The sequence below is a fragment of the Amycolatopsis sp. FBCC-B4732 genome (assembly GCF_023008405.1).
GTDB classification, from domain to species: domain Bacteria; phylum Actinomycetota; class Actinomycetes; order Mycobacteriales; family Pseudonocardiaceae; genus Amycolatopsis; species Amycolatopsis pretoriensis_A.
Map to the genome: position 1 here is coordinate 4,184,655 of NZ_CP095376.1, position 23,294 is coordinate 4,207,948.

General features: G+C 71.5%; 22 protein-coding genes. 9 read left to right on the plus strand and 13 right to left on the minus strand.

Annotated features, from left to right (window positions below):
• The first annotated feature begins 1 nt into the window (after position 1).
• From MUY14_RS18270 to MUY14_RS18280, 3 genes are all read left to right on the plus strand, one after another.
• The gene (locus tag MUY14_RS18270; RefSeq protein WP_247024209.1) at positions 2 to 475 is read left to right on the plus strand and encodes a universal stress protein; all 474 of its coding nucleotides are present in this window, start codon (positions 2 to 4) and stop codon (positions 473 to 475) included.
• A gap of 71 nt (positions 476 to 546) precedes the next feature.
• On the plus strand, positions 547 to 1,809 hold the full coding sequence (locus MUY14_RS18275) for a cation:proton antiporter (RefSeq protein ID WP_247024210.1): 1,263 nt from the start codon (positions 547 to 549) through the stop codon (positions 1,807 to 1,809).
• 41 nt (positions 1,810 to 1,850) lie between these two features.
• The gene (locus MUY14_RS18280) at positions 1,851 to 3,059 is read left to right on the plus strand and encodes an MFS transporter (RefSeq protein WP_247024211.1); all 1,209 of its coding nucleotides are present in this window, start codon (positions 1,851 to 1,853) and stop codon (positions 3,057 to 3,059) included.
• On the opposite strand, the gene MUY14_RS18285 is transcribed toward MUY14_RS18280, so the two are convergent.
• From MUY14_RS18285 to MUY14_RS18300, 4 genes are all read right to left on the minus strand, one after another.
• Positions 3,056 to 3,793, minus strand: a complete 738-nt coding sequence (locus MUY14_RS18285; RefSeq protein WP_247024212.1) for a hypothetical protein — start codon at positions 3,791 to 3,793, stop codon at positions 3,056 to 3,058. The two genes, MUY14_RS18280 and MUY14_RS18285, sit on opposite strands and share 4 nt — an antisense overlap.
• A 107-nt stretch (positions 3,794 to 3,900) precedes the next feature.
• A complete protein-coding gene (locus tag MUY14_RS18290; RefSeq protein WP_247024213.1) occupies positions 3,901 to 4,791 on the minus strand; it encodes an ROK family protein in 891 nt (296 codons plus the stop codon).
• Positions 4,788 to 7,598, minus strand: a complete 2,811-nt coding sequence (locus MUY14_RS18295; protein ID WP_247024214.1) for a glycosyl hydrolase 2 galactose-binding domain-containing protein — start codon at positions 7,596 to 7,598, stop codon at positions 4,788 to 4,790. The genes MUY14_RS18290 and MUY14_RS18295 overlap by 4 nt, the downstream gene beginning before the upstream one ends.
• Entirely contained in the window at positions 7,595 to 9,022 is a 1,428-nt protein-coding gene (locus MUY14_RS18300; protein WP_247024215.1) for an APC family permease, read from the minus strand. The genes MUY14_RS18295 and MUY14_RS18300 overlap by 4 nt, the downstream gene beginning before the upstream one ends.
• A gap of 138 nt (positions 9,023 to 9,160) precedes the next feature.
• On the opposite strand from MUY14_RS18300, the gene MUY14_RS18305 reads away from it, so the two are divergent.
• Positions 9,161 to 10,333: an ROK family transcriptional regulator gene (locus tag MUY14_RS18305; RefSeq protein WP_247025165.1), complete on the plus strand. Its 1,173-nt coding sequence runs from the start codon at positions 9,161 to 9,163 to the stop codon at positions 10,331 to 10,333.
• 4 nt (positions 10,334 to 10,337) lie between these two features.
• On the opposite strand, the gene MUY14_RS18310 is transcribed toward MUY14_RS18305, so the two are convergent.
• Both MUY14_RS18310 and MUY14_RS18315 read right to left on the minus strand, forming a co-directional pair.
• Positions 10,338 to 13,292, minus strand: coding sequence for an NACHT domain-containing NTPase (locus MUY14_RS18310; RefSeq protein ID WP_247024216.1), 2,955 nt, complete (start codon positions 13,290 to 13,292; stop codon positions 10,338 to 10,340).
• A gap of 73 nt (positions 13,293 to 13,365) precedes the next feature.
• Entirely contained in the window at positions 13,366 to 13,596 is a 231-nt protein-coding gene (locus MUY14_RS18315; RefSeq protein WP_247024217.1) for a hypothetical protein, read from the minus strand.
• 110 nt (positions 13,597 to 13,706) lie between these two features.
• Between MUY14_RS18315 and MUY14_RS18320 the strand changes: the two genes are divergently transcribed.
• The 3 genes from MUY14_RS18320 to MUY14_RS18330 all read left to right on the plus strand — a co-directional run bounded on the left by MUY14_RS18320 (position 13,707) and on the right by MUY14_RS18330 (position 16,457).
• Positions 13,707 to 15,194 carry an MFS transporter gene (locus MUY14_RS18320; RefSeq protein WP_247024218.1) on the plus strand — a complete coding sequence of 496 codons (1,488 nt, stop codon included), beginning with the start codon at positions 13,707 to 13,709 and terminating at the stop codon, positions 15,192 to 15,194.
• Positions 15,195 to 15,196: 2 nt separating this feature from the next.
• Entirely contained in the window at positions 15,197 to 15,754 is a 558-nt protein-coding gene (locus MUY14_RS18325) for a TetR/AcrR family transcriptional regulator (protein ID WP_247024219.1), read from the plus strand.
• 148 nt (positions 15,755 to 15,902) lie between these two features.
• Positions 15,903 to 16,457, plus strand: coding sequence for a snapalysin family zinc-dependent metalloprotease (locus MUY14_RS18330; protein WP_247024220.1), 555 nt, complete (start codon positions 15,903 to 15,905; stop codon positions 16,455 to 16,457).
• Here the strand turns inward: MUY14_RS18330 and mftD are convergent.
• From mftD to mftA, 7 genes are read right to left on the minus strand one after another with little or no spacing between them, the layout of a single operon-like run.
• The gene (gene mftD, locus MUY14_RS18335; RefSeq protein WP_247024221.1) at positions 16,451 to 17,671 is read right to left on the minus strand and encodes a pre-mycofactocin synthase MftD; all 1,221 of its coding nucleotides are present in this window, start codon (positions 17,669 to 17,671) and stop codon (positions 16,451 to 16,453) included. The genes MUY14_RS18330 and mftD overlap by 7 nt on opposite strands.
• Entirely contained in the window at positions 17,668 to 19,077 is a 1,410-nt protein-coding gene (gene mftF, locus MUY14_RS18340) for a mycofactocin biosynthesis glycosyltransferase MftF (protein WP_247024222.1), read from the minus strand. Before mftF ends, mftD begins: the two co-directional genes overlap by 4 nt.
• A complete protein-coding gene (locus MUY14_RS18345; protein ID WP_247024223.1) occupies positions 19,074 to 19,859 on the minus strand; it encodes a mycofactocin-coupled SDR family oxidoreductase in 786 nt (261 codons plus the stop codon). Before MUY14_RS18345 ends, mftF begins: the two co-directional genes overlap by 4 nt.
• Positions 19,856 to 20,539, minus strand: a complete 684-nt coding sequence (gene mftE, locus MUY14_RS18350) for a mycofactocin biosynthesis peptidyl-dipeptidase MftE (RefSeq protein WP_247024224.1) — start codon at positions 20,537 to 20,539, stop codon at positions 19,856 to 19,858. Before mftE ends, MUY14_RS18345 begins: the two co-directional genes overlap by 4 nt.
• Positions 20,539 to 21,681, minus strand: coding sequence for a mycofactocin radical SAM maturase (mftC, locus tag MUY14_RS18355; protein ID WP_247024225.1), 1,143 nt, complete (start codon positions 21,679 to 21,681; stop codon positions 20,539 to 20,541). Before mftC ends, mftE begins: the two co-directional genes overlap by 1 nt.
• A complete protein-coding gene (gene mftB, locus MUY14_RS18360; RefSeq protein WP_247024226.1) occupies positions 21,681 to 21,962 on the minus strand; it encodes a mycofactocin biosynthesis chaperone MftB in 282 nt (93 codons plus the stop codon). The genes mftC and mftB overlap by 1 nt, the downstream gene beginning before the upstream one ends.
• A complete protein-coding gene (gene mftA, locus MUY14_RS18365) occupies positions 21,952 to 22,053 on the minus strand; it encodes a mycofactocin precursor MftA (protein WP_125307730.1) in 102 nt (33 codons plus the stop codon). Before mftA ends, mftB begins: the two co-directional genes overlap by 11 nt.
• 109 nt (positions 22,054 to 22,162) lie before the next feature.
• Between mftA and mftR the strand changes: the two genes are divergently transcribed.
• Both mftR and MUY14_RS18375 read left to right on the plus strand, forming a co-directional pair.
• Positions 22,163 to 22,783 (plus strand): mycofactocin system transcriptional regulator, encoded by a 621-nt coding sequence (gene mftR / locus MUY14_RS18370; RefSeq protein WP_247024227.1) that lies wholly within the window; start codon positions 22,163 to 22,165, stop codon positions 22,781 to 22,783.
• 344 nt (positions 22,784 to 23,127) lie between these two features.
• Positions 23,128 to 23,286 carry a hypothetical protein gene (locus MUY14_RS18375; protein ID WP_247024228.1) on the plus strand — a complete coding sequence of 53 codons (159 nt, stop codon included), beginning with the start codon at positions 23,128 to 23,130 and terminating at the stop codon, positions 23,284 to 23,286.
• The last annotated feature ends 8 nt before the right edge of the window (positions 23,287 to 23,294 follow it).

A 23,294-nucleotide genomic window follows, 5' to 3' on the forward strand; every position in this document is an offset into this window, starting at 1 on the left:
GATGGAGGGGGCGTTCCAGTCCACTGTGGAGCACTTCGGCCCGCGTCGCGACCCGGCGGCGCGGGCCATCCTGGCGGGGGTGGACGGCTCCGACACGGCCATGCGGGCCGCGGCCTTCGCGTTCGGCATGGCACGGCGGCAGGGCAGCCGGCTGGTCGTCGCGTTCGTCGCCGGCCACGCGCCGCTCATGCCGCTGCGGCCGGCCGTCGCGACGCTGATCGACCACGACACGGCCACCCGCCTCTCGGCGGAACTGCGCGGCCAGATGCGCGAAGCGGCCGAGGAGCTGGGGGTGCCGGTCACGTTCGTGACGTCGTTCGGCGACCCGTACGCGACGCTCCGGGACACCGCGGACCGCTGCCAGGCCGACACGGTGGTGGTCGGTGCCTCCCAGAAGGCCGGGCACCGGTTCGCGGGTTCGGTCGCGACGAAGCTCATCCGGGCGGGTCATTGGCCGGTCCTCGTGGTCCCGTGAGCCACGTCTCCCTCCACATCGGACGGTAGGCTCGGCGGCGACCCGAAGCCGCCCCCCAGCCGTGGAGCCCGATGTTCATCCCCGCACTCCTGGTGCTTTCGGCCGCCTTCCTGCTCCGCTCGCTCGCGGCCGCGCAGCTCGACCGGTGGAACATCGCCGCCCCGGTGCTGATGGTGGTGTGCGGGGCCGCGGCCGCGCTGACCGTGGCGCCGGACGCGCTGGTCGAGGTGTTCAACACCGAGATCGCCCAGCACGTCGCCGAGCTCATCCTCGCGATGCTGCTGTTCGTCGACGCCACCGAGGTCCGCGGCGGACGGCTGTGGGGCCGCTCCCCCGGCCTCGTCGCGCGCGTCCTGCTCATCGCCATGCCGGTGAGCATCGCGCTGGCCGTGCTGCTCGGGGCCGTGCTCCTGCCCGACCTGTCGTGGCCGCTGCTCCTGCTGATCGCGTGCATCGTGATCCCGAGCGACTTCGCCGCGGCCGAGCGCGTGGTCCGCGACCGCAACCTGACGACGCGGGTGCGCGGCGTCCTCAACATCGAAAGCGGCTACAACGACGGGCTCGTCTCGCCGGTGTTCCTGTTCGCGCTGATCCTGGCGCGGACCGACAACCAGCAGAACACCGCGGAAGACGCGCTCGCGACGGCGCTGCCGTTCGCCATCAAGGCGGTCATCATGGGCGCCGCGATCGGCGCGCTGATCGGGCTCCTGCTGTTCCTCGCCGCCCGCGCCGGCTGGACGTCCGCGCAGGGCCGCCGGATCGCCGTGCTGACGACCCCGCTGCTGGCCTACGCGGCGACCGTCGCGATCGGCGGCAACGGCTTCGTCGCCTCGTTCGTGTGCGGCATCGCGTTCCGGTACGTCTTCCGCGGCAGCGCCGCCGCCTACATCCGCAAGGTGCCGGAGCGGGCCCGCGACGTCCTGACCAGCCCGACGGCCGAGCTGCAGCTGCTGGAGGAGGTCACCGGCCTGCTGACCATGGGCATGTGGTTCGTGGTCGGCGCGATCAGCGTGCTGGTGGTCCAGTTCGGGCTGAGCTGGCAGGTCGTGGTGTTCTGCCTCGCCGCGCTGACCGTCCTGCGCATCGGCCCGGTGCTGCTGTCCCTGCTCAAGACGGACCTGCCCGGCCGCGACCGGTTCCTCATCGGCGCACTCGGCCCGCGCGGGACGACGTCGATCGTGTTCGGCCTGCTCGCGCTCAACGGGCTCGCCACCGGCGACGAAGACGTCGTGCTGACGATCACGGTGGTCTGCGTGCTGGGCAGCGTGGTCCTGCACGGGATCGGCTCGGCACCGCTGACGAACCGCCTCGGCGTGGGGCGCCGGCGGCCGTAAATCGGTTGGGCCGTGGGCCGGGCTTGGGCAGGGTGGTGATCATGGCGAGCAGATGGGTGCGGTTGCAGGCTGTCGCGGTGTCCGGTTCGTCCGCCGAAGGGCTGATGCTGGCCGCGTTGCCCCTGCTCGCCGTGTCCGTCACGACCGATCCGCGGGAGATCTCGCTGGTCAACGTCGCCGGGCAGGCGCCGTGGCTGCTGCTGTCGCTGTTCGCCGGGGTGCTCATCGACCGCGTGCGGCGGACCGCCGTGCTGGCCTGGGCCTACGCCGTGCAGGTCGGGGCCGCGCTGGTGCTCGGGGCGGTCGCGTCGGCCGGGTCGCTGAGCCTGCCGGTGCTGCTCGTCGTCGCGTTCGTCGTCACCTCCGCGCAGGTGCTCGGCGACGGCGCCAGCGGCGCGCTCGTGCCCGAGCTGGTCGCCCCGGACCGCCTGGCCCACGCCAACGCGCGGCTGACGGTGATCGACCGGGGCGTGGTGCAGTTCGTCGTGCCGCCGCTGACCGGCTTCCTGGTCGCCGTCACGGCCGGGGCGCCCGCGTGGCTGGCGGCCGCCTGCGCGCTGCTGGCGCTGCTGCTGACCCGCCGCATCCCGTCGACGTCCGTGGTCGCCGCGCGCACCCACCCGCTGCGCGACCTCTCAGCCGGGCTCACCCACCTGGTCCGGACGCCGCTGCTGCGCTCGATCACGCTGAACGTCGCGCTCGGTTCGTTCGCCGCGAGCGCCGGCAACGCGATGTTCGTGCTGTACGCGACGCAGATCCTGCACGTCGGCTCGGTCGGCTACGGCCTGCTGCTCGCGTGCATGGCGGTCGGCTGGGTGGTGTCGTCGTTCGTGGTCCAGCGCATCGTCGACCGCCTCGGCTATTCGTGGTCGATGCGGCTGGCGCAGAGCCTGGGCGCGGTGGCTCCGCTGCTGCTGGCGGTGCTCCCGCCGTGGCCGCCGCTGATCGGCGTGGTGCTGGTGTTCCTGACCTCGACGGTGCTGGTCTGGAACGTCTGCTCGCAGTCCAGCCGCCAGCGCTTCACCCCGGCCCCGCTGCTGGGCCGGGTGCTGACCAGCCACCGGGCGCTGGCCTGGGGGTTGACGCCGCTGGGTGCGTTGACCGGCGGTTTGGTCGCGGCGCACTGGAGCCTGCGGGGCGTGTGGGTGATGGCCGCGGCGGTGCAGGCGCTGAGCGCGGTGCTGGTGTGGTTCCAGCTCTCGCCGGCGGCTTTCGAGCGGACCGAGGAGCCGGCGGCGGCCGGAGCCTAGGCCGGGCGGCCGAGCAGCACCGCCCACTGACCGCGGAGCCGGGCGACGGCCGAGAACGCGGCGAGGGAGGCCAGTGCGAACACGGCCGCGATCCCGAGGAAGCTCCCCTGCCACGCCAGTTCGGGGTACTTCGCGATCGGTGCGCCGCCGAACCAGACGTCGAGGACCAGCTCGATGAAGACCACGAACGCGGTGGTCACCACCAGCACGATCATGGGCAGGTTCGCGATCCACACGCCGAGGTTGCCGATCCACGCCGGCCGCGCCACCGTGAGGGCGAGCAGCACCAGCAGCAGCGGTACGTAGATCGAGCTGAAGAAGCTGTAGCCCAGCCAGTCGATCCGGTACAAGACCTCGTGCGGCGGCAGGCTGAGGAAGTTCTGCTTCGGGTCCGGGAACTCGGCGGGAGCCTTGTAGTAGGCGTAGTAGAGGATGTTGCCCATCACGACGGCGGCGAACGCCCACGCCGCTTCGAGGACGAGCACCAGCGCGGTCACCGCGAGCGCGGCACCCAGCCGGCCGCGCGGCGTGCGGGTGATCCGGTCGCCGAGCTCCTTCGCCGCGAGGGCGGCTTTGATCGCCTTCTTGCCGATGTCCAGCCACGACGTGACGAAGCCGTGCAGCAGGAACAGGGTCAGCACGATGCCGGGGAAGATCGACCAGCCGAGCACGATCTTCACCAGGTCGTCCGGTCCCTTGAGGTACTCCTCGATGAAGTCGTTGATCGCGTCCATGGTTCCCCTCGGGCTGTCCTGCCCGGGAAGGTCGCGAGGAACCCGGCCGCTGTTCCGTGATGCCGGGTGGCGCGCCGGGTCGGGGCACCGGTGCGCCACCCGGACGCCTACCCTCCCAGCGCCAGCGCCACCGCGCCCAGCAGCGCCGCGTCCTGGTCGAACCGGGCCGACACCAGCTCGGGCGGGAACGGGACCGCGTGCGCCAGGCGGTCCGCCAGCGCCGGCAGCAGCACGTCCGCCGAGCGGACCAAGCCCCCGCCGACCGCGATGCGCTGGGGATCCAGGGCGATCGCCAGGTTGGCCACGTGCATCGACAGCTCGTCCAGGGCCGCCGTCACCAGTTCCTTGGCCTCGACGTTCTCCTTGGCCAGTGCGAACAGCTCCCCGGCGGTGACCGGGCGGCCGAGCAACTCACTCGCCCGGCCGCCCAGCCCACGCCCACCGACGGCTTCCTCGAGCGGCGCCGCTCCGCTCGCGAAACCCTCGGTGTCCTGCGGTGAGAGCAGGTTGTACCCGATCTCACCCGCAGCTCCGTTGGCGCCGGTCAGCAACCGGCCGCCGACCAGCACCGCTGCCGCGATGCCGGTGCCCAGGGAGAGGAACACCGCCGGGTCGGCGCCGGCCAGTGCGCCCCAGCGCCATTCCGCCAGTGCCGCCGCCTTCGCGTCCGTGCCCACCGAGATCGGCACGGCCGGGAACTCCGCGGCCACCAGCTCCGCCAGGTGCAGCTGCTCCCAGCCCGGCACGTTCGGTGCCAGCAGGATCTCCTCCGGCAGCACGATCCCCGGGCTGACGACGCCGATGGCCGCCGGCTCGGCACCCGCCTCGGCCAGGAGCGACCGGGCCCCGGCCAGCGCGCGCACCACCACCTGCTCGGCTCCCGCGTGCGCGTCGGTGTCCAGCCGGCGCGTGGCCAGCAGGGTGCCGTCGCGGCCGGCGAGCCCCAGCGCCACCTTCGTGCCGCCGAAGTCGATCCCGAGAATCCGGTCCTCGCTCACGCGCCGCTCCCCCGCACCACGATCCGGCCCGTGTTCAGCCCGTCGACGCTGATCACCGGCGCCGCACCCCGCAGGTCCGACGCTTTGTACGTGACCGTCAGCGTCTGCGACTGGCCCGGCCACAGCGTGATGTCGTTGTCGTCCCAGGTCGCGTTCGCGAGCTGGTTGTCCCCCGCCGCCTCACGGCCGTCCGGCGTGCCACGGCGGACGTCGGCCCGCAGGAAGAACGCGGCACCCGGCGTCTTCGACGTGTTGGTCACGGTCACCGTGGAGACCAGGTCGCCACCGCCGAAGCGGGTCGACGCCACGGCGGCGACCTGCGACTTCGGCAGGTCCTGCAGCGCCTGCAGGTTGCTGTACTGCGACAGCGTCGCCTGCGGGTTGCCGAGCGTCTTGCCCCAGTCGACGACGTCCTTCTGCGTGGACAGCCAGTAGACGTTCCGGTCGACGACCTTCCCGCCCTGCTTGACCTGCAGCTCCACGAAGTAGACCTGCGCCTTCGCCGGCGCCTTCGTCTCGGCGGGGACCTTGGGCTTCAGGACCCCGGTCCGCACGCCCTGCGAACCCAGCGAGAGGCCGGACGCGGTCTGGTCGTCGAGGACCTTCCCCGCGGTGTCGAGCACGCGGGCCTGCACCGAAAGCCCGGACTGCGTCGCCGCGCCGAGGTTGTCGAGCGTCACGGATCCGTTGTCGTAGCCGTAAAGCGCGTGCAGCGGCTGGTTCGCCTTCTTGGCGCCGAAGAACGCGCCCGCCTGGTCGCCGTCGTCGTTGTAGAGCGACCACAGCAGCGTCGGCCAGCCCTTGTTCAGCTGCCAGTAGACGACACCGGTCGACGGGCTGTCCTTGTCCTTCGAGTGGTGCAGGAAGGCTTCGAACTGCGAGCGCGTGTTCTCGTAGTTCGCGATGTTCGCCAGGTCCACATAGGACTTGAGCGAGGTCCACTTCCCGTACCGCTGCCGGATCGACTGGTCGAGCGTGTACAGCGTGCCGAACGCGTAACCGCCGTGACCGGGCTCGAAGTTCGCGTGGTACTGGTTGTACGCCGGGTCCTGCCAGAGCTTCGCCTGCTCGGTCGGCGAGAGGAACCGCTTGATCGAGTCGAGCGTCGGCACGGTGTGCCCGGCGCTCTGCTCGCTCGCGAAGCCCCACGCGCCACCGGCGTTCGTGCGGGAGGAATCCTCGGCGTCGAAGTGCGAGCTGTCGTACCAGTAGGACGGCGGAACCCAGTCGTACGGCCCCTCCTTCTCCCCGGACTGGCCCAGCGTCGGCGTGCTCTTGTACTCCGCCGAAGCGATCACCGGCACCTGGAAGTCGGCTTCCCCGAACGCCTTCAGCGTCTCGGACTCCTGGCGCGGCACCGGCTCGTTGTCGCTCCAGCCGTAGTTGAAGACGCTGGGGTGGTTCCGCTCCATCTGCGCGATCGTGTACGCCGAGTCGTGCATGATCCGGTAGTCGCGCTCGGTCAGCGTCGAGGCGTCCTCGGGCTGCCAGGCGTCACAGCACAGGAACCCGCCGATGACGAGCAGCCCGGCGCGGTCGGCCTGGTCGTAGAAGTCCTGCGGCATGTCGTGGCCCTCGAGCCGGACGCCGGACAGGCCCATGTTCTTGATCAGCGCGATCTGGTGCGCGGTGTCGGCGGAGTCGTAGCGCAGGAACAGGTCCGGCGCGAAGCCGCCGCCGCGGAACACGAAGTCCCTGCCGTTGATCGTGAACTGCCGCGCGCCCTCCGGCAGGGCCGCGGACTTCCCGACCAGGCGCGAGGTCACCGTGCGGATACCGAAGGTGCTCTTCGACGACGTCGAGAGCGTGCCGTCCTGCGAGACCGCGGTGCTCAGCGTGTACAGCGGCTGGTCGCCCATCGAGTACGGCCACCAGACGCGCGGGTGCGCGATCTTCACCGGCGCGAACGCCACGGTCCGCTTGGTGTTCGCGGGGATCGTCACGCGCTGCTTGACGACGACCGGCGCGCCCGAGGGCGGGGTGATCGTCGCGGCGACGTCGCCGGTCTGCGGCGCGGCCGCGTCGTTGGTGACGTCGACCTTCACCGTCAGCTTCGAGCTCGACAGGTCGGCGGCGTTGTCCTGCACGACGTGGGCGTTGTCGCCGGTGAGCGCGTCGGACACCTGCAGGGTCGGCGGGAACTGGATGCCGGTGTTGTTGTCCGGCGGGATCTGGCCCCAGTCGACCTGGTCGAGGGTGTACATCTTCAGCGGGTCGTTCGGGTAGACCTTGATCGCCAGGGTGTTCTTGCCCGGCTTGACCAGCTTCGTGACGTCGAAGGTGTGCCCGGCGAACGCGCCGCTGACGATGTCCTTCGTGGCGACGAGCTTGCCGTTCACCCAGACGTCGCCTTCGCCGACGATGCCCGGGATGGTCAGCTTCGCGTGCTGGCCGGCCTTGAAGCCGGGAGCGAAGTCGGTCCGGTACCACCACGGGTCGGAGAACGGTTTCGTGACGACGGGGCCGAGCTTGTCCACGTACCCGAAGCACTTGCGCATGTTGTCCGAGTAGAAGACGTTCGGGCACTTGCCGTTCTGGACGAGGGCGGTGATCTCGGTGCCGGGCGCGCCGGCGTCGTCCGGCTTCACCGGCAGCCAGCCACGGGTGGCGTACCCCGGCGTGGAGACCTTTTCCCCGCCGTCCTTGACGTTCGCGGTGGTCAGCACCTGCCAGCCCTGCGTGCCGATGGTGGTGAGCCCGTGCGGCTTGGCGAACGCCTGCGTGTCTTGAGCGGCGGCCGGGCCGGCGACCGCGAGCACGCCGGGGACGAGCACCAGTGCGGCCACCGCCGCGAGTTTCCGGGTCATGCCTGGGCCCCTTCCGGGTCGGCGGCGAAAGCTTCCTTGATCTCCTTGGGACCGAACGGCCACGTGTTCTCCGTCTTGGCGTAGACGAGGTACGCGAGCGCGCCGAGGGCGATCCAGCCCAGCGACAGCCCGATGGACAGCGGCGTCGCGGAAACGTAGATGTAGACCCAGCCGACCAGCGCGAGCAGCGTCGGCAGCGGGTAGAGCCACTGCCGGTAGGGCCGCTTCAGCTCCGGCTGGCGGCGGCGCAGCGTCCAGATGGCCGCGACCTGGGCCAGCGACTGGATGATGACCAGGGTGGAGACGGCGGCGTTGATGACGTCGGTCAGCGTGAACAGCGAGCCGATGATCGTGATGGCGCCCATGGTGAGCACGCCCGCGGTCGGCAGGTTCAGCTTGGGGTGCAGCTTGCCGAACATGGACAGGAACACCTTGTCCCGCGCGGCTTCGAACGGCACGCGCGAGCCGCCGAGCAGGCCGGCGAACACCGAGCCGATGGCCGCGACGACGATGAAGACGGTGACGATCTTCGCCGTCACGGTGCCCCACGCCTGCTCCAGCACGGTCGAGGCGACCGAGGTGGCGGTCTTCAGCTCTTCCAGCGGAACCGAGCCGAGGACGCCGACCTGCAGCAGGAAGTACAGGCTCATGATGCCCACGATGGAGAAGAGGATCGACCGCGGGAGCGTCCGTCCCGGGTCGCGGACCTCGCCGCCGAGGTAGGCGCTGGTGTTGTAGCCGAGGTAGTCGTAGATCGCGATGATCAGGCCGGCGCCGAGGCCGCCCCAGAACGTGCCCGTGCCGGCCGAACTGAACGCGCCCGGGGTGAAGGCGAACGCCTGCGCGCCGCTGAAGTGCGTGAACGCGGCGACGACGGTGGTGAGCACCGCGATCAGCATGACCACGAACAGCACCGTCGTGAGCTTGCCGATCTGGCCGATCTTGCGGAACAGCGCGGCGACGATGACGAGCGTGATGCCGACGCCGATGATCTTGCCCAGCGGCGTGGTGCCCGCGTCGTCGGTGACGCCGGGGATCAGGTAGCCGAGGTACTGGACGAGCCCGATGATGCCGGTGGACATGATCAGCGGGATGAACAGCACCGCGCTCCACACGAACAGGAACGGCATCAGCCGTCCGGTGCGGTACTGGAACGCTTCGCGCAGGTACAGGTAGGTGCCGCCGGCGCCCGGCATGGCGGCGCCGAGTTCGGCCCAGATGAGCCCGTCGGCCAGCGCGACGATCGCCCCGATGATCCAGCCGAACATCGCCTGCGGCCCGCCCATGGTGGCGACCATGGCGGGGATCGTGACGAACGGGCCGATACCGCACATCTGCGTCATGTTGATCGCGGTCGCCTGCAGCGGGCCGATCTTGCGCTCAAGGGCCGGTTGCGGCGCCCCTGAACGAGTGGGTGAACTCACGACGTGCCTCCGGCTAGTAGTTAGTAAAGTTTCTTAACATAGAACGGGCGGAGTCGAAAGAGTTCCGTGGATAAACTTGCGGCAACACAGGAGGATTCAGTGGGGCAAAACGGGCCGCAGGTGGGAACCCCGGCGAACATGCGGGCGCTGAACCAGCGCCTGGTCCTGGACCGGCTTCGCGGCCAGGGCGAGGCGACGCGACCGCAGATCGCGGCGGACACGGGACTTTCGAAACCCACGGTCGGACAGGCGCTGCTCGACCTCGAGCAGCACGGACTGGTCCGGACCACTGGGCGCAGCCTGGCCGGGCCGGGGCGCGCGGCGGTCGTCTACCAGGCCGCGCCGGACGCCGGGCACGTCGTCGGCGTCGACATCGGGCGGCGCGCGATCCGGATCGCCGTCGCCGACCTCGAAGGCAGCATCGTCGCCCGGCTCGACGAGCCCAACCGGTGCCGCTCGGCGAGCGCGCTGGTGCGCACGGTGAGCGAATCCGTCGAACGCGCGGTGGCCGCGGCCGGGCTGCGGCCGCACGAGGTCGTGGCGACGGTCGTCGGCACCCCCGGCGTCCCCGACCCGGCGACCGGCACGGTGCACCGCGCACCCAACCTGCCCGGCTGGGAGCGGCGCGGGCTGCTGCACGAACTCGTCGCGGCGCTGGCCGTCGCCGGCTCGGACGTCGTGGTGGAGAACGACGCGAACCTGTGCGCGGTCGGCGAGCACGCCCTCGGCGCGGCGCTCGGCGTCGACGTGCTGGTGTGCCTGACGGTCGGCACCGGCATCGGCATGGGCCTGCTGGTCGACGGCAAGCTGTTCCGCGGCGCGCACGGCGCGGCGGGCGAGATCGCGGACCTGCCCTACGGCCCGCTGCCCGCCGGCGCGGCCGCCCGCCGCCCCGGCCCGGTCGAAACGGCGGCCGCGGGCCAGGCGGTGGTCGACGCGGCCCGCGCGCTGGGCTTGACGAAGGCACGCACGGCGAAGGACGTGTTCCGGCTGGCCCGGTCAGGCGACGCGCGGGCGCTGCGCGTGGTCGAGGAAGAAGCCGAGAAGCTGGCGTACGTGGTCTCGGCGGTGACGGCCGTCCTGGACCCCCGCCTGATCGTGCTGGGCGGCGGCATCGGCGGCAACGCGGACCTGCTGGCCGAGCCGATGCGGCGCGCGCTGGCGGCGACGATCCCCGTCGTCCCGGAGATCGCGGCCGGCCAGCTGGGCGAGGACGCGGTGCTGGCGGGCGCGATCGCGACGGCGCTGGGCACGGCCCGCGAGCTGGTCTTCGACCGCCGCGGCCTGCACCGCACGGCCAGCGGCGCCTGACCGGTCAGCTGGTTCCCTGATCGAACGGGCTCCACAGGTCGATCACGCCGCGCGCCCACTGCTCCAGCAGCACCGCGACCCGCTCGCCGACCCCGACCTGCCTCGCCCAGCCCTCGACCACGCCGCGATCCTCGCTGTAGGTGGACACGGGGTCCAGTCGTTCGTTGAGTTCCATCTGCGCGGCGATCAGGAAGAGCAGGCTGGATCGGCACTCGACCGGGTAGGCGGCGATCCGGGCCAGCACGGCCTCGAAGCCGAAGTCCGCGATCGCGGCGTGTTGAGGGGGCGACAGCTCGTACAACCGGTCGAGGTGCGCGTCGACGGCGGCACCGAAGCTCCGGAGGAAGGCCGCGACCCGGGCGACGGGCATCGCCTCGCGGTGTTCGCTGCGGAAGGAGTCGAACACCCACCGAATGGTGGAACTCGGCCCGACGCCGGGAATCGGAACGGTGTACTGCTCGAAGAGGAACGCGAAGACCTGGCAGAACTGGCTTCCATCCAGCTTGACGAAGTTCTCCGACTCGGTGTTCCCGCTCTGAACGAACATCGCGTACTCGATGTCCAGCACGCCGTCGTACCGCTTCAGGTAGGGACCGATCGCCTTGACGACCCCGTTGAGTGATTCGACGGCCTTGCGCCGGATCGGTACTCCTTGCGCGGCGCCGGCCAGCAGGTAGCGCGCGTGGATGGCGAACCAGACCTGGCGACGGGCAAACGCTTCGCCCCGCAGGGCGCCGACACTGGCGATGAGGTCTTCGACCATCAGTTCGAGGATCGACTCGTGATGCCGGTAGGCGGGATCCAGTAACCTGGCGACCGAAGCGCTGTCACCGAGCGCCGTCTGCTCGAGGGCCAGCCGAACCAGCGAACGGGTCGCCTCCGGGCTGAGCGGGAGGCCATCGGCCATCCCCGCGAGGTACGCGGACCCGACGGACCGCACGCGGTCCACGTGGGCGCGGTCCTGCCCGGTTCCGATGGCCCGCAGGTCCCGGTCGAGCAGCACCGGGTAGTCGGCCTTCAACCGCTCCACGATGGCCGAGATCACCGATGAGGCGCCGGAAAGCCGCCCCTGCTCGAACAGCGCGCAGCAGACCTGCGCGTAGATTTCGGATTTGCCGTCCCTGACCAGCGGGTAGAGGTGGGCCACCACGCTCTCGACATCGGGATGGGTTCGTACGAAGTAGAGCGCTCCGAAGTACTCCCGGAAGCTCGCATGGGTGAAGGTGAACAGGTCACGGTGGTCGTCGCCGGGACCGAAATCCGTGAACATCCACGCCCGGCCGCGGCACCAGGCCAGCATGTCGCGCACAAACCTTTCCGCCCCCCGCTCGGTGGCGAACACCGTCGAGACGAGGAAGGGAACCAGGTCCTCGACGATCTGCGACCGGGTTAGCCCGACCTGGTCCCCGCCCTCCAGTTCGACGGAGGCGATACGGGACAACGCCGTCTTCGTGTCCTCGATGCTCGGAACATTGTCGATGATTCCCTTGTCCCGGTCGCCGAGGAGCAGCTGCACGCACTTGTCGTACAACGACGGGCGATCCGTCGGAAGCGTGCGCAAGCCCCGGTAGAGCACGCACATGAACGCGAGCAGGAGGGGGTTCTGGGTGAGGTCTTGCATTTCCTTGCTGGCGGCGAGGAAGTCGTGGACCGAATACTCGACGTACCGACCGCTCAGCCCGGCCTGGGTGGTGAACCACTTGGTCACGTACTCCCGGGTCTGCCCTCGCGAGAAGGGACCGACCTGGAAGACGCTGAACCGCCGGTCGCTGAGCGCCGCCGTCCGGTACCCCACCTTCCGGCAGGTGACCAGGATCTTGAGGAACGGGTACGCACATGCGACCGTTTCGATCTTCTTCGCCAGGTCCGCCCGCCGGCTGGCGTCCGCTATCTCGTCCAGGCCGTCGAAGACGACCAGGGAACTTCCTTCTCGAAGCAGCTTCTCCAGAGAGTCCGGTGTCACCGCGACTTCGTACTTTCGCAACACGCGGACGAGCAGCTCAGGTAGGTAGAAGCCGGGGTCCGGCACCTCGCGGAGCACGACGACGAACGGCACCACACCGGCGTGGCGGCACAGTTCGATGGCAGCCACGGTGCTGGACGTCGACTTCCCGGCTCCCGGGTCGCCGAGCAGCACGGCTTGGTCGAGGGTTTCCCAAAACCGGCGAAAGGTGGTTTCCGGCCGCTGAGCACCGATGTCGTCAAAGGGTCGCAGGGTCTTCGGGTCGCTCTGCAGCACGGTCGGGCCGACGAACAGGTCCTCGTAGTCGATCGTCTTCCGGTCGTTGACGTCGGGGGAGTTGATCTCGCGGTGGTAGGCGACGAACTGCTCCCGGTACCGCGGAACCCAGTCCAGGCTCGTCCGCTCGCGGACGTCACGGGCGAGGTGGGCCAGCGAGCCTTCGACGGCTTGGAGGATGTCGGTGGCGACCAGGTTGTACGCCCAGGCGTGAGCCACCGCAGGATCTTCCGAACGTTGCTTGATGTCCTCCGCCGCGGCATCGCAGCTGGCACTGAGGTGCTCACAGAACTCCGCGCCGTACTTGCGCAAGGCCGCTTGGTAGCGGGCGATCCGCTGTTCGGGTTCCGAGGGGACTTCCCGATCCGCGACGAAGACCGGCGGGAGGAAGTCGAGCAGGGCGTCCTGAATCGACCCGAACAAGCGCTTCCGGAGTTCCGGGCGACCGTCCAGCATGTGCGCGGCGATCAGCAACCGCGTAAACGCCTGGAGCTCCGGAGTCCGGACAAAGCGGTCGATGTCCCGCTGGGTGCGCCCGGGCGGCAGCAACCGCATGAGCGAAGCCGGCCAGTACCCTTCGTACTGGTTCTCGAGCTTCCGCTCCGTGACCGCGACGGCGGAGTCCTTCACGTAGCCACGACGAGCCGCCATCCGGCGGATCCGCTTGAGGATCGTCTCCGCGGCGACGCCGGCCAGCTTGGCCGTGACCGGATCGACCACTTGCACTCTCCTGCCCCCGAAGCCAGCTGTTCCTGGAACAGTCGCGGCGCCGGAGGCGGTTATTACAGGTGAACTAGGCCGAGGGTCCGCGCAGGGTCAGCACCACCCGCAGGACGTACTCGACCGCCGTCCGGAAGGCCGTGCCGCGCAGTTCGCCGCGGTCGGCCAGGTTGCGGGAGGCGAACTCCAGCTCTCGCTCGGGGCCGCCCCGGCGGACGACCAGTGCCGCGATGTCCTCGAGGTCGAGGTCCGGGTGGTCGAGCCGGGTCAGCGCGAACTCGATCATCAGCTCTTCGGCCGTCATCCCGCTCCTCCCGACTCCTCCAGCGTAGCCACAACCGCCGGGCCGGGACCGGCATTCCGTGGCCGAGCTCACCCGCGTTACTGTACCGTCCAGACGGTATAGTAGTCGGCATGACCACGACCCGCGCCCCGATCCGGCAGACCCTCAGCCCCCGTCGCCGGTGGGCCGCGCTGGGCGTGCTCGTCGGCGCGGTGCTCCTGCTCGCGATCGACGGCACCGTGCTGTACCTCGCCGTGCCGTCCCTGACCCGCGAGCTCGCGCCGACCGCCACCGAAATCCTGTGGATCGGCGACATCTACTCGCTCGCGCTGGCCGGCCTGCTCGTCACGGCGGGCAACCTCGCCGACCGCTTCGGCCGCAAGAAGGTGCTGCTCCTCGGCACGGCCGCGTTCGGCCTCGCCTCCGTGCTGGCCGCCTTCTCCCCCACCGCCGGCGTGCTCGTCCTCGCGCGGCTGCTGCTCGGCGTCGCGGGCGCGACGATCATGCCCTCGACACTCTCGCTGATCCGCACGCTGTTCACCGACCCGCGTGAGCGCACCCGCGCCGTCGCGATCTGGTCGGCCGGGTCCGGCGGCGGCATCGCGCTCGGCCCGCTCGTCGGCGGCACCCTGCTGGAGCACTACTGGTGGGGTTCGGTGTTCCTGATCAACGTGCCGGTCGTCGTGGTCTTCCTGATCGCGGGCGCGTTCCTGCTGCCGGAGTCGCGGGACCCGAACCCGGGCCGCTTCGACCTGCTCTCGGCGGCCCTCTCGATGGTGGCGATCGTGCCGCTGGTGTACGCGGTCAAGCACGCCGTCAGCGAGGGCCTCGACGCCCAGGCGGCCGTGGCCGCTGTGCTCGGCGTCGCCGCCGGCGTGCTGTTCCTCCGCCGTCAGCGGCGGGCGGCCGACCCGCTGATCGACGTCGGGTTGTTCCGCAACGGCGCCTTCAGCGGCGCGGTGCTCGCGAACTTCATCTCGGTCTTCGCGTTGATGGGACTGCTGTTCTTCTTCTCGCAGTACCTGCAGCTGGTTCGCGGCTTCTCGCCGCTGCGGGCCGGGCTCGCCGAGATGCCCGCGACGCTGGCCTCGATCGTCGTCGTGGGCGCCGTCGGCGTGGTCGTCCGGCGGCTCGGGCAGGGCCGGGCGGTCGCCGCGGGCCTGGCCGTCGCCGCGCTCGGGCTGACCCTGGTCGCGGTCGCCGAGCAGGCGCCGCAGTACTGGTGGCTGGGCCTGACGCTGGTACCGGTCGGGCTCGGCGTCGGCCTGGCGCTGACGCTGACCGTCGACTCGGTGCTGTCCGCCGTCCCGCGGGACAAGGCGGGCTCGGCGTCGGCGATCTCCGAAACAGCCTACGAACTCGGTGCGGCGCTGGGCATCGCGCTCCTCGGCTCGCTGGTCACCGTGGTGTACCGCGCTTTCCTGCCCACCGGGGCGCCCGGCGAGGTCCGGGAGTCCCTCGCCTCGGCGGTGTCCGCGCTCGACCCGGCGTCGGACCTCGCCCAGGCGGCCCGGGACGCCTTCACCGGCGCCATGCAGGTCACGTCGCTGGCGGCGGCCGCCGTCACCGCCGTCGCGGCGCTGATCGCCTGGCGTACGATTCCGTCCGGAAAGGACTGAGCATGCCTCGCAAAGCCGGGCGCAGCCCGGAGGAAACGCGCCGGGCGCTGCTCGACGCGGCCGCGACCGCCATCCGCACGCGCGGGATCTCGGCGTCCCTCGACGACATCGCGCGGGTGGCCGGGGTGTCGAAAGGCGGGCTGCTGTACCACTTCCCGGCGAAGGACGCGCTGGTGCGCACGCTCGCCCAGGACATCCTCGACACCTTCCGCACCGAGGTCCACGCGGCGCTCGACCCGGCCGACACCGCCCCGGGCCGGCTCGTGCGCGCCTACGTCCGGGCGTCGCTGGACACGTCGCAGGACGAGGTCGCGATCCGGGAGAACATCGCGCTGATCGCCCAGCTGATCTCGATCCCGGAGATCGCCGGGCTGGCCCGCGCGGACGCCGAGCGGTGGGACCGCGAGCTGCACGACGACGGCCTGCCGGCGGACGTGGTCACGCTGGTGGTCGCGGCGGCCGACGGGGCGAGCACGGCACCGCTGTGGGGCGTCGGCATCGACGTCGCGGCGGCGCGGAGGCTGGAGCGGCAGCTGCTCGACCTGACCCGGGGCACCTGACCAGGGTCGTGTCAACCCGTCGAAGGTGTTGGTAAATCACCACTTCCCGGCCCCTACGTTAGTCGGCTCCGGCGAACGTGTCTTCCGGGTAAATTTTCGACAGCGCGCGCAATTCCGGCAAATCCCCGTCCCCACGAGGAGTTCTCCGATGTCGAGGAAGTTCGCCCTGGTCGGCGCAGCCGCACTCGCCCTGACCATGACCCCGCTCGCCGCGGGGACCGCGTCGGCCGCCACGGACCAGGAAGCCGCGGTCACGACGGTGTACTACAGCACCGCCAGCGCACCGTCGTTCCGCTCGGTGATCAACGCCGGTGCCGCCAACTGGAACAACAGCGTGACCAACGTCAGACTGGTCGAGCGCAACTCCGGCGCCAGCCTGCGCTACACCGAGGGCAACGACCCGCGTGGGTCCTACGCCTCGACCAACGGTCACGGCAGCGGCACCATCTTCATCGACTACACCCAGGCCCGGCAGTACAACCCGACCCGCATTGCGGCGCACGAGACCGGTCACGCCCTCGGGCTGCCGGACCACTACTCGGGCCCGTGCTCGGAGCTGATGTCGGGTGGCGGCCCCGGCCCGTCCTGCACCAACGCGGTGCCGAACTCGGCCGAGCGCAGCCGCGTGAACTCGCTGTGGGCCAACGGCCTCGTGGCGACGAACGCGCAGGAGCGCGTCTACGAAACCGTGTACGGCTACTGAGTTCGCTGAAGGTGGCCCGGGCTCCGGTCCGGGCCACCTTCGTGCGCGGCCCCGAGTTCGGCCGCGAAGCCCGCCGGCACCAGCACGTCCTCCCGGGTGAGTTCGTGGACGCTCTTCTTGCCCAGCGCCAGCACCGTCGAATCGATCCCGTTGCGCAGCACGTCGAGGACGTTTTCCACCCCGGCCTGCCCTCCTGCGGCCAGGCCCCACAGGTACGCGCGGCCGATCAGGACCGCCTTGGCGCCCAGCGCCAGCGCTTTCACGACGTCGCTGCCGCGGCGGATCCCGCCGTCCAGCAGGACTTCCACCTCCGAGCCGACCGCGTCCGCGATCGAGGGCAGGGCGCGGATCGTAGCCGGGGTGCCGTCGAGGTTGTTGCCGCCGTGGTTGGACACCGACAGTGCGCTGACGCCGGCGTCGACCGCGCGGCGGGCCTCGTCGACCCGGATCACACCCTTGAGCAGGAATGGCCCATCCCACTGCGCACGCAGCCAGGCCACGTCCTCCCACGACGGCGGCGGCGTCTGCATCCACTGGCCGTACGCGCCGAAGAACGTCGGTGCTTCTTCGCCCGGCGACGCCATGTTCGGCACGCTCAAGTCGGGCAGCCGCCGCGTTTTGACGTAGTCCAGCAGCCAGCGCGGGCGGGCGATGCCTTCCGGGGCGAACCGCAGCAGCTCGCGCGGGGTCAGCCGCTCGGGGATGTGCGGGCTGCCCCAGTCGCGGCTGTGCGAGAACGACCAGTCGAGCGTCAGGATGATGCCGACGGCCCCCGCGGCGCGGGCCCGGTCCAGCCGCCGCTCGATGTCGTCGCGGGTGCCCGTCCAGTAGACCTGGAAGTACGTGTTCGGGTTCGCGGCGACCACCTCCTCGATCGGCTTGCTGCCGAAGGAGGACAGCCCGATCGACGTCCCGCGCGCGGCGGCCGCCCTGGCCACCGCGACCTCGCCGTCGGGGTGCACGGCCTGCACCCCGGTCGGGGAGATCAGCACCGGGAGGGCGACGTCGCGGCCGAGCACGTGCGTGGCCAGATCGCGCTGCCCGTGGTGGCCGGCCGTGCGCGGCGCGAACCGCAGTTCGTCGAACGCGCCGAGGTTGTCGGCCAGCGTGAGGCCCTTCTCCGAGCCCGCGATGAGGGCGGAGTAGACCGAAGCGGGCAGCCGTTTCTTCGCGCGCCGCTGGGCCTCCGCGACGGATTCGAACCAGGTGGTCATCGGGTTCCCTTCGTGGTGAAGCGCAGCGGGCGCCGGACGAGCGCCGGGCGGACCGGCTCGAGCGTGCGGTGGGCCAGGCAGCCGGCCCAGACGCCGCCGCCGTACGCGACGTCGTCGGCGATCGCCGCCGCGGTGTAGCGGACGGGATCGAGTCCGGGCCGGGTCTTGGCCCACGCGGTCAGCGGCGGGCCGAGCAGCAGCGACGCCACGGCGGCGCGGCGGCCCCACCCCCGCGGGACGAGGAGGGCGGCGAGCAGCGGCGCCGCGAACTGCGTGCCGTAGCGGCCGCAGCCGAGCCACGTCTGGTGCACGGCGGTGGCCATCGCGCGCACGACGCCGTCGGGCGGGACGTCGTGGGCGCGCAGGGTGCCGACCATGCCGCCCACCGCGCCGGCGAACCCGCCCGCGGCGAGCAGCGGACGGCCGGCCAGCAGCGCGCCGACGGTCAGCGCGGGCCACGGGTGCACCCCGAGCGGCGCAAGCGCGCCCGGGTGCCGCTTCGCCAGCGGCGCGGCGGAAGTGCCGTAGCGGGCGCGCCGGCCCAGCAGGGCGCGCCAGGTTTCCGGTTCGTGGTGGCCGACGGTGACGTCGGGGGCGTACCGGACCCGGTACCCGGCCGCGTGCAGCCGCCAGACCAGGTCGACGTCCTCGCCGACGCGCAGCGCGGGGTCGAACGCGCCGGCCTCGACGAGCGCGCTCCGGCGGACGACGAGCGCGGCGGTCGGCACGTACGACGTCCGGGTGCCGGGCGCGACCCGCGCGGGCCGGTCGCCGAGGTCGAGACTGGAGGCGGCGCGCGTGTACCGGCCGGCCGCGGTGTCCGCGGCGAGCGGGCACACCCGGGGCGCGACCGCGGCGACGAGCGGGTCGGCGAAGTGCGCGGCCAGCGGCTCCACCCAGCCGGGCGCGGGCACGCAATCACTGTCCACAAAGGCCACCAGCTCGGTGGGAACGTGGTCCAGCGCGGTGTTGCGCGCGGCGCCGGGGCCGCCGTTGACGTCCCGGCGCACGAGTCCCGCGCCGTGCGCGGCGGCCACCCCGGCGATGGCGGCGGGGTCTTCGGAGCCGTCGTCGACGATGAGGACGGGGTGCCGGTCGCCGAGTCCGGCGAGGCAGCGGGCCAGAGGTCCGGGCCGGCCGAGGACCGGGACGACGACCGTGACGTCCGCGGCGCGGTCCGGTTCGGGCGGCAGCGGGTGGGCGAGCCCGGCGTCGGTGAGGTGCCGGGCAAGCGCGCCGGTGGCCGCGGAAGAGACCGGGCCGTCGGCGAGTTCGCGCAGCGCGGCCTGCCCGGCGGCGGTCAACCGCAGGACCCGGGCCGGGGAGCCGCCGAAGAGGAGGTCGGCGGTCAGCTGCTTGGTGTCGCGGTCGAGGGCGATGCGGAACCCGGGTGGCAACGGCGTCACAGGGCCAGCCCGCCGTCCACGGGCACGACGGCCCCGGTCACGGCCCCGCTGTCCGGCCCGGCGAGGAACGCCAGCACGGCGGCGACTTCGCCGGCGTCGAGCAGGCGGTGCACGGGTTGCTGCGCGGCGAAGGCGGCCGCGTCGGGCAGGGCGTAGAGGCGGGCGCTTTCGGCGAGGATCGGGGTGTCGGTCGAGCCCGGGCTGACGGCGTTGGCGGTCACGCCGGTCTCCCCCAGTTCGGCACCGAGCGCGCGGACGAGCCCGGCGACCCCGGCTTTCGCGGCGCAGTAGGCGGCGAGCATGGGCAACCCCCGCGTGGCGGCGGCCGAAGCGACGGCCAGGAACCGCCCCGATCGCGGTTTTGGCCTGCGGAGCAGTGCGGGCACGGCGGCGCGGGCGAGGTGGACGACGCCGTGGAGGTCGACCTCCAGGACGGCCCGCTCCTGGTCTTCGGGCACCTCCCACAGGGGTACTCCCCCGGCGATGACCCCGGCGGCGGCGATGGCGACGTCGAGGCCACCCCAGCGTCGTTCGGCTTCCCGGACGGCGGCGGCCATGGCCGCGGGATCCCTCACGTCGGCGACGAAAGCGGCGGCGTGCTCACCGGCTTTTTCGACGACGGCGGCGAGGTCGGCTTCGGTCCCCATGGGATAGGGCAGGGCGGGCTCGTCGGCGGCCACGTCGACGGCGAGGACGGCGTAGCCCTGCTGCGCCAGGCGCAGGACGGTGGCGGCCCCGATCCCCCGCGCGGCCCCGGTGACGAGCGCCGTCCGGCGCGTCATACCCGCCTCCATTCGTCCACATGCGACACCAGCGCGGCCGTCAGCCCGGCCAGCAGTTCCTTGCCTTCCACCGCGGTCGCGCCGGTCGGGTCGCCGAGCACGCCGGTCGCCGTTACCGCCCGCACCCCGCCCTCCCGCAGCAACGGCAGCAGCTCCCCGATCGGGCGCCGATCCCCCACGACCGCTCGTTCCATCCGGACGCTGCCCGGCCGCATCGTCAGCTGCAGAGCCGTTTCCGCCCGGCCCGCGTGCGGCTCCCCCGGCCACCGCGGCCGGAACACCGACACGTCCCGCGACTCCGCCCGCAACCGGGCCGCCGCACGCGTCACCGGCCCGGTGTTGCCGCCGTGCGCGGACACGAACAGCAGCCGCCCGAACGTCTCCGCCGCCGAGCGGCCCAGCTCCAGCAGCAGCAACTCCGTCGCCCCCTGGCCGATCGACAGCGTCCCCGCGAACCCCGCGTGCTCGCCGCTCGAGCCGTACGGCACCGCGGGCGCCACCAGGACTTCCGGGCGGGCCGCCGCCAGGCCGTCGCACAGGGCGAGGGCGATGTCGGTGTCCGTCGTCAGCGGCAGGTGCGGGCCGTGCTGCTCGGTCGCGCCGATCGGAACCGCCAGGATCGCGCCCGCCGCCGCGCGGGCGGCGACGCCGGGCGAGGACAGGTCCGCGAGGCGCACCATCAGGCCAGCGGGTTTTCGTCGCAGGGGCGGCGCATCCCGATGGTGACCGGGACCGGACGCCGCCGGTGCGAGTGGTCCAGCGACGGCTTCGGGACGCTGGTGACACCCGCCAGCGCGAGTTCGCCGTGGCCGCGCACGCACTCCGGGTCCGGGCCGTCGAGCGGCAGGCCGGTGAAGAACTTCGCGGCCATGCAGCCGCCGCGGCAGGCGTCGAACGCCGAGCACGACGTGCACGCGCCCGCGCTTTGCGGGCTGCGCAGTTCCGTGAACAGCTCGGATTCGCGCCAGACGCGTGTGAAGCCGCCCTCGGACCGGGTGTTGCCGGCCAGGAAGGTGTCGTGGATGGCGAACGGGCAGGCGTAGACGTCGCCGACCGGGTCGACCAGGCACACCACCCGCCCGGCGCCGCACAGGTTCAGGCCCGGCAGCCCGCCGCCGCCGTAGCCGGCCAGGTGGAAGAACGAGTCGCCGGTGAGCACGTTCTCGCCGTGCGCCACGAGCCAGTCGTAGAGCTCCCGCTGCTGGGCGGCGGTCGGGTGGAGCTCGTCCCAGGTGTCGGCGCCGCGGCCGGACGGGCGCAGCCGCGTGATCCGCAGCTGGGCGCGGTAGCGGTCGGCGATCGCCTTGAACGCGTCGAGCTGGGCGATGTTGTGCCGCGTCATGACGACCGAGATCTTGAAGTTCTCGAAACCGGCGTCGGCGAGGTGCTCCATGGCGCGGATCGCGGTGGCGTAGGAGCCGGGGCCGCGGACGTGGTCGTTGACCTCGGCGGTGGCGCCGTCCAGGGAGATCTGGACGTCGACGTAGTCGCTCCCGGCCAGCCGTCGCGCCACTTCGGGCGTGATCTTGACGCCGTTGGTGGAGAACTTGACGCCGACGTGGTGCCCGGTGGCGTAGTCGACGAGCTCCCAGAAGTCCGGGCGCACGGTCGGCTCGCCGCCGCCGATGTTGACGTAGAAGATCTGCATGCGCTCGAACTCGTCGATCAGCGCCTTGCACTCCACTGTGGACAGTTCGCGCGGGTCGCGCCGCCCGGAGGAGGAAAGGCAGTGCACGCAGGAAAGGTTGCAGGCGTAGGTCAGTTCCCAGGTGAGGCAGATGGGCGCGTCGAGCCCGTACTGGAATTCGTCCACGAGGGACATCAGAGACTCCTCGGCTGGATCATCCGCGACTCGGCCAGTGCGGCGAGCGCGGCGCGGTAGCGCGGCAGCTCGGGGGCCGCGACCCCGGCACCGGCGCAGGCGGCGCGGGCGCTCGGGTGCGCGTCCAGCGACCGGACGACGTCCAGCAGGGCCGGGCTCTTCAGGAACGACAGGCGGCGGGTGCCGAAGTGGTAGAGCAGCGCCCCGAACCGTTCCGGCCGGATCGCGACCCGGCTGTCGAGCCGCCAGGCCGCGTCCAGGTCGAACGGCTCAGTAGACACCGCACATCCCGTCGATCGAGACCTCCTCGACCAGCAGGTCTTCGGCGACGGGGGTCTCTTCGACGGGCTCTTCGGCGATCTTCTCGGTCATCGTGACTCCTTCGGCACGGGACTCCTATTTCGACACACTGTGACGAATATCGAGCAGAGTAATGTCACGCAGTGTCGGAAACAACCCCCGGAAAGGGAACGGCACCCGGATGACCCAACGCACGCCCGCGGCCCGCCGCGGCAGGCCACCCGGCACGAGCGCCCGCGAGCTGGAGGTCATCGCGCTGCGCCTGTTCACCGAACGCGGCTTCCACGAGACGACGGTCGACGAGATCGCCGCGACCGCGGGCGTCAGCCGCCGCACGTTCTTCCGCTACTACGACGCCAAGTCCGACGTCCTGTGGAACGAGTTCGACGCGGAGGTCGCCGCGATCACCGAGCACCTCGCCGCGGCCGACGGCACCCTGCCGGTCCTGGACGCGGTCCGCGAGGCGGTCATCGCGGCCAACCACTACCGCGCCGAGGACGTCACGGAACTCCGCATGCGCATGCACCTGCTCAGTTCGGTCCCGGAACTGGCGGCGAGCGCGACCCGCCACTACGACGCGTGGGAGCGCGCGGTGAGCGCGTACGTCGGCGCGCGCACGGGCCAGCCGGCGGACGCGCTGTACCCGCTGGCGGTCGGCCGCGCGGTGCTGGCCACGTGCCGCGCGGCGTACGAGCGCTGGTCGGCCCGCGCGGACGCGGACCTGACGGTGTACCTGGACGCGGCTCTGCGAGCGTTGGCCACCGGCTTCGCCGACCCGTCCCCCATCGAACCCGGGAACTGAGGGCGGCCGCTGAAAAACAGGGCCGCGCCGATTCGGCTTCCCGCGGTAACAGTTCGGCCGGGGCCGGCGACTTCGGTAGCAACCAGATTGCCCACTGATACCACCGCCCGTAACATATTCACTGCGATCTGCCATATTGAGGCAGGTCCGGCGTTGGTACCCCGAAGTGATCTGATCAGCCGACTGGATGCGGAGGGTGATCGCATGAATGCCTGGAAACCGTGGGCAGCGACATCAACCCCCGATCGGCGTAATGTGGGTAGCGGGGAGTGTTCTTCAACCACTCCTCAAGGCCGCTGTGGCACCCTCCGCACAGAGGTCGTCCGACGCGAAGGGTTGACGCCATGAGCACAGACGCGGCGGCGCGCGAACGGGAAACCCCCAGCGGACGCGGCGAGCCGATCATCGGCCAATCCCCCAAGCGGAAAGTCGGCAACTCGGTCTACGTTTCCGTGCCCGGCCGCGTGCCGGTCATCAAGGCGAAGCGCGCCAAGAAGGACTGACGCCCGCC

Coding starts and splice junctions, on each gene's coding strand:
- MUY14_RS18270 (WP_247024209.1), top strand. CDS start 2: ATGGAGGGGGCGTTCCAGTCCACTGTGGAGCACTTCGGCCCGCGTCGC.
- MUY14_RS18275 (WP_247024210.1), top strand. CDS start 547: ATGTTCATCCCCGCACTCCTGGTGCTTTCGGCCGCCTTCCTGCTCCGC.
- MUY14_RS18280 (WP_247024211.1), top strand. CDS start 1,851: ATGGCGAGCAGATGGGTGCGGTTGCAGGCTGTCGCGGTGTCCGGTTCG.
- MUY14_RS18285 (WP_247024212.1), bottom strand. CDS start 3,793: ATGGACGCGATCAACGACTTCATCGAGGAGTACCTCAAGGGACCGGAC.
- MUY14_RS18295 (WP_247024214.1), bottom strand. CDS start 7,598: ATGACCCGGAAACTCGCGGCGGTGGCCGCACTGGTGCTCGTCCCCGGC.
- MUY14_RS18305 (WP_247025165.1), top strand. CDS start 9,161: ATGCGGGCGCTGAACCAGCGCCTGGTCCTGGACCGGCTTCGCGGCCAG.
- MUY14_RS18315 (WP_247024217.1), bottom strand. CDS start 13,596: ATGACGGCCGAAGAGCTGATGATCGAGTTCGCGCTGACCCGGCTCGAC.
- MUY14_RS18320 (WP_247024218.1), top strand. CDS start 13,707: ATGACCACGACCCGCGCCCCGATCCGGCAGACCCTCAGCCCCCGTCGC.
- MUY14_RS18325 (WP_247024219.1), top strand. CDS start 15,197: ATGCCTCGCAAAGCCGGGCGCAGCCCGGAGGAAACGCGCCGGGCGCTG.
- MUY14_RS18330 (WP_247024220.1), top strand. CDS start 15,903: ATGTCGAGGAAGTTCGCCCTGGTCGGCGCAGCCGCACTCGCCCTGACC.
- mftD (WP_247024221.1), bottom strand. CDS start 17,671: ATGACCACCTGGTTCGAATCCGTCGCGGAGGCCCAGCGGCGCGCGAAG.
- MUY14_RS18345 (WP_247024223.1), bottom strand. CDS start 19,859: ATGACGCGCCGGACGGCGCTCGTCACCGGGGCCGCGCGGGGGATCGGG.
- mftE (WP_247024224.1), bottom strand. CDS start 20,539: ATGGTGCGCCTCGCGGACCTGTCCTCGCCCGGCGTCGCCGCCCGCGCG.
- mftC (WP_247024225.1), bottom strand. CDS start 21,681: ATGTCCCTCGTGGACGAATTCCAGTACGGGCTCGACGCGCCCATCTGC.
- mftA (WP_125307730.1), bottom strand. CDS start 22,053: ATGACCGAGAAGATCGCCGAAGAGCCCGTCGAAGAGACCCCCGTCGCC.
- mftR (WP_247024227.1), top strand. CDS start 22,163: ATGACCCAACGCACGCCCGCGGCCCGCCGCGGCAGGCCACCCGGCACG.
- MUY14_RS18375 (WP_247024228.1), top strand. CDS start 23,128: ATGAGCACAGACGCGGCGGCGCGCGAACGGGAAACCCCCAGCGGACGC.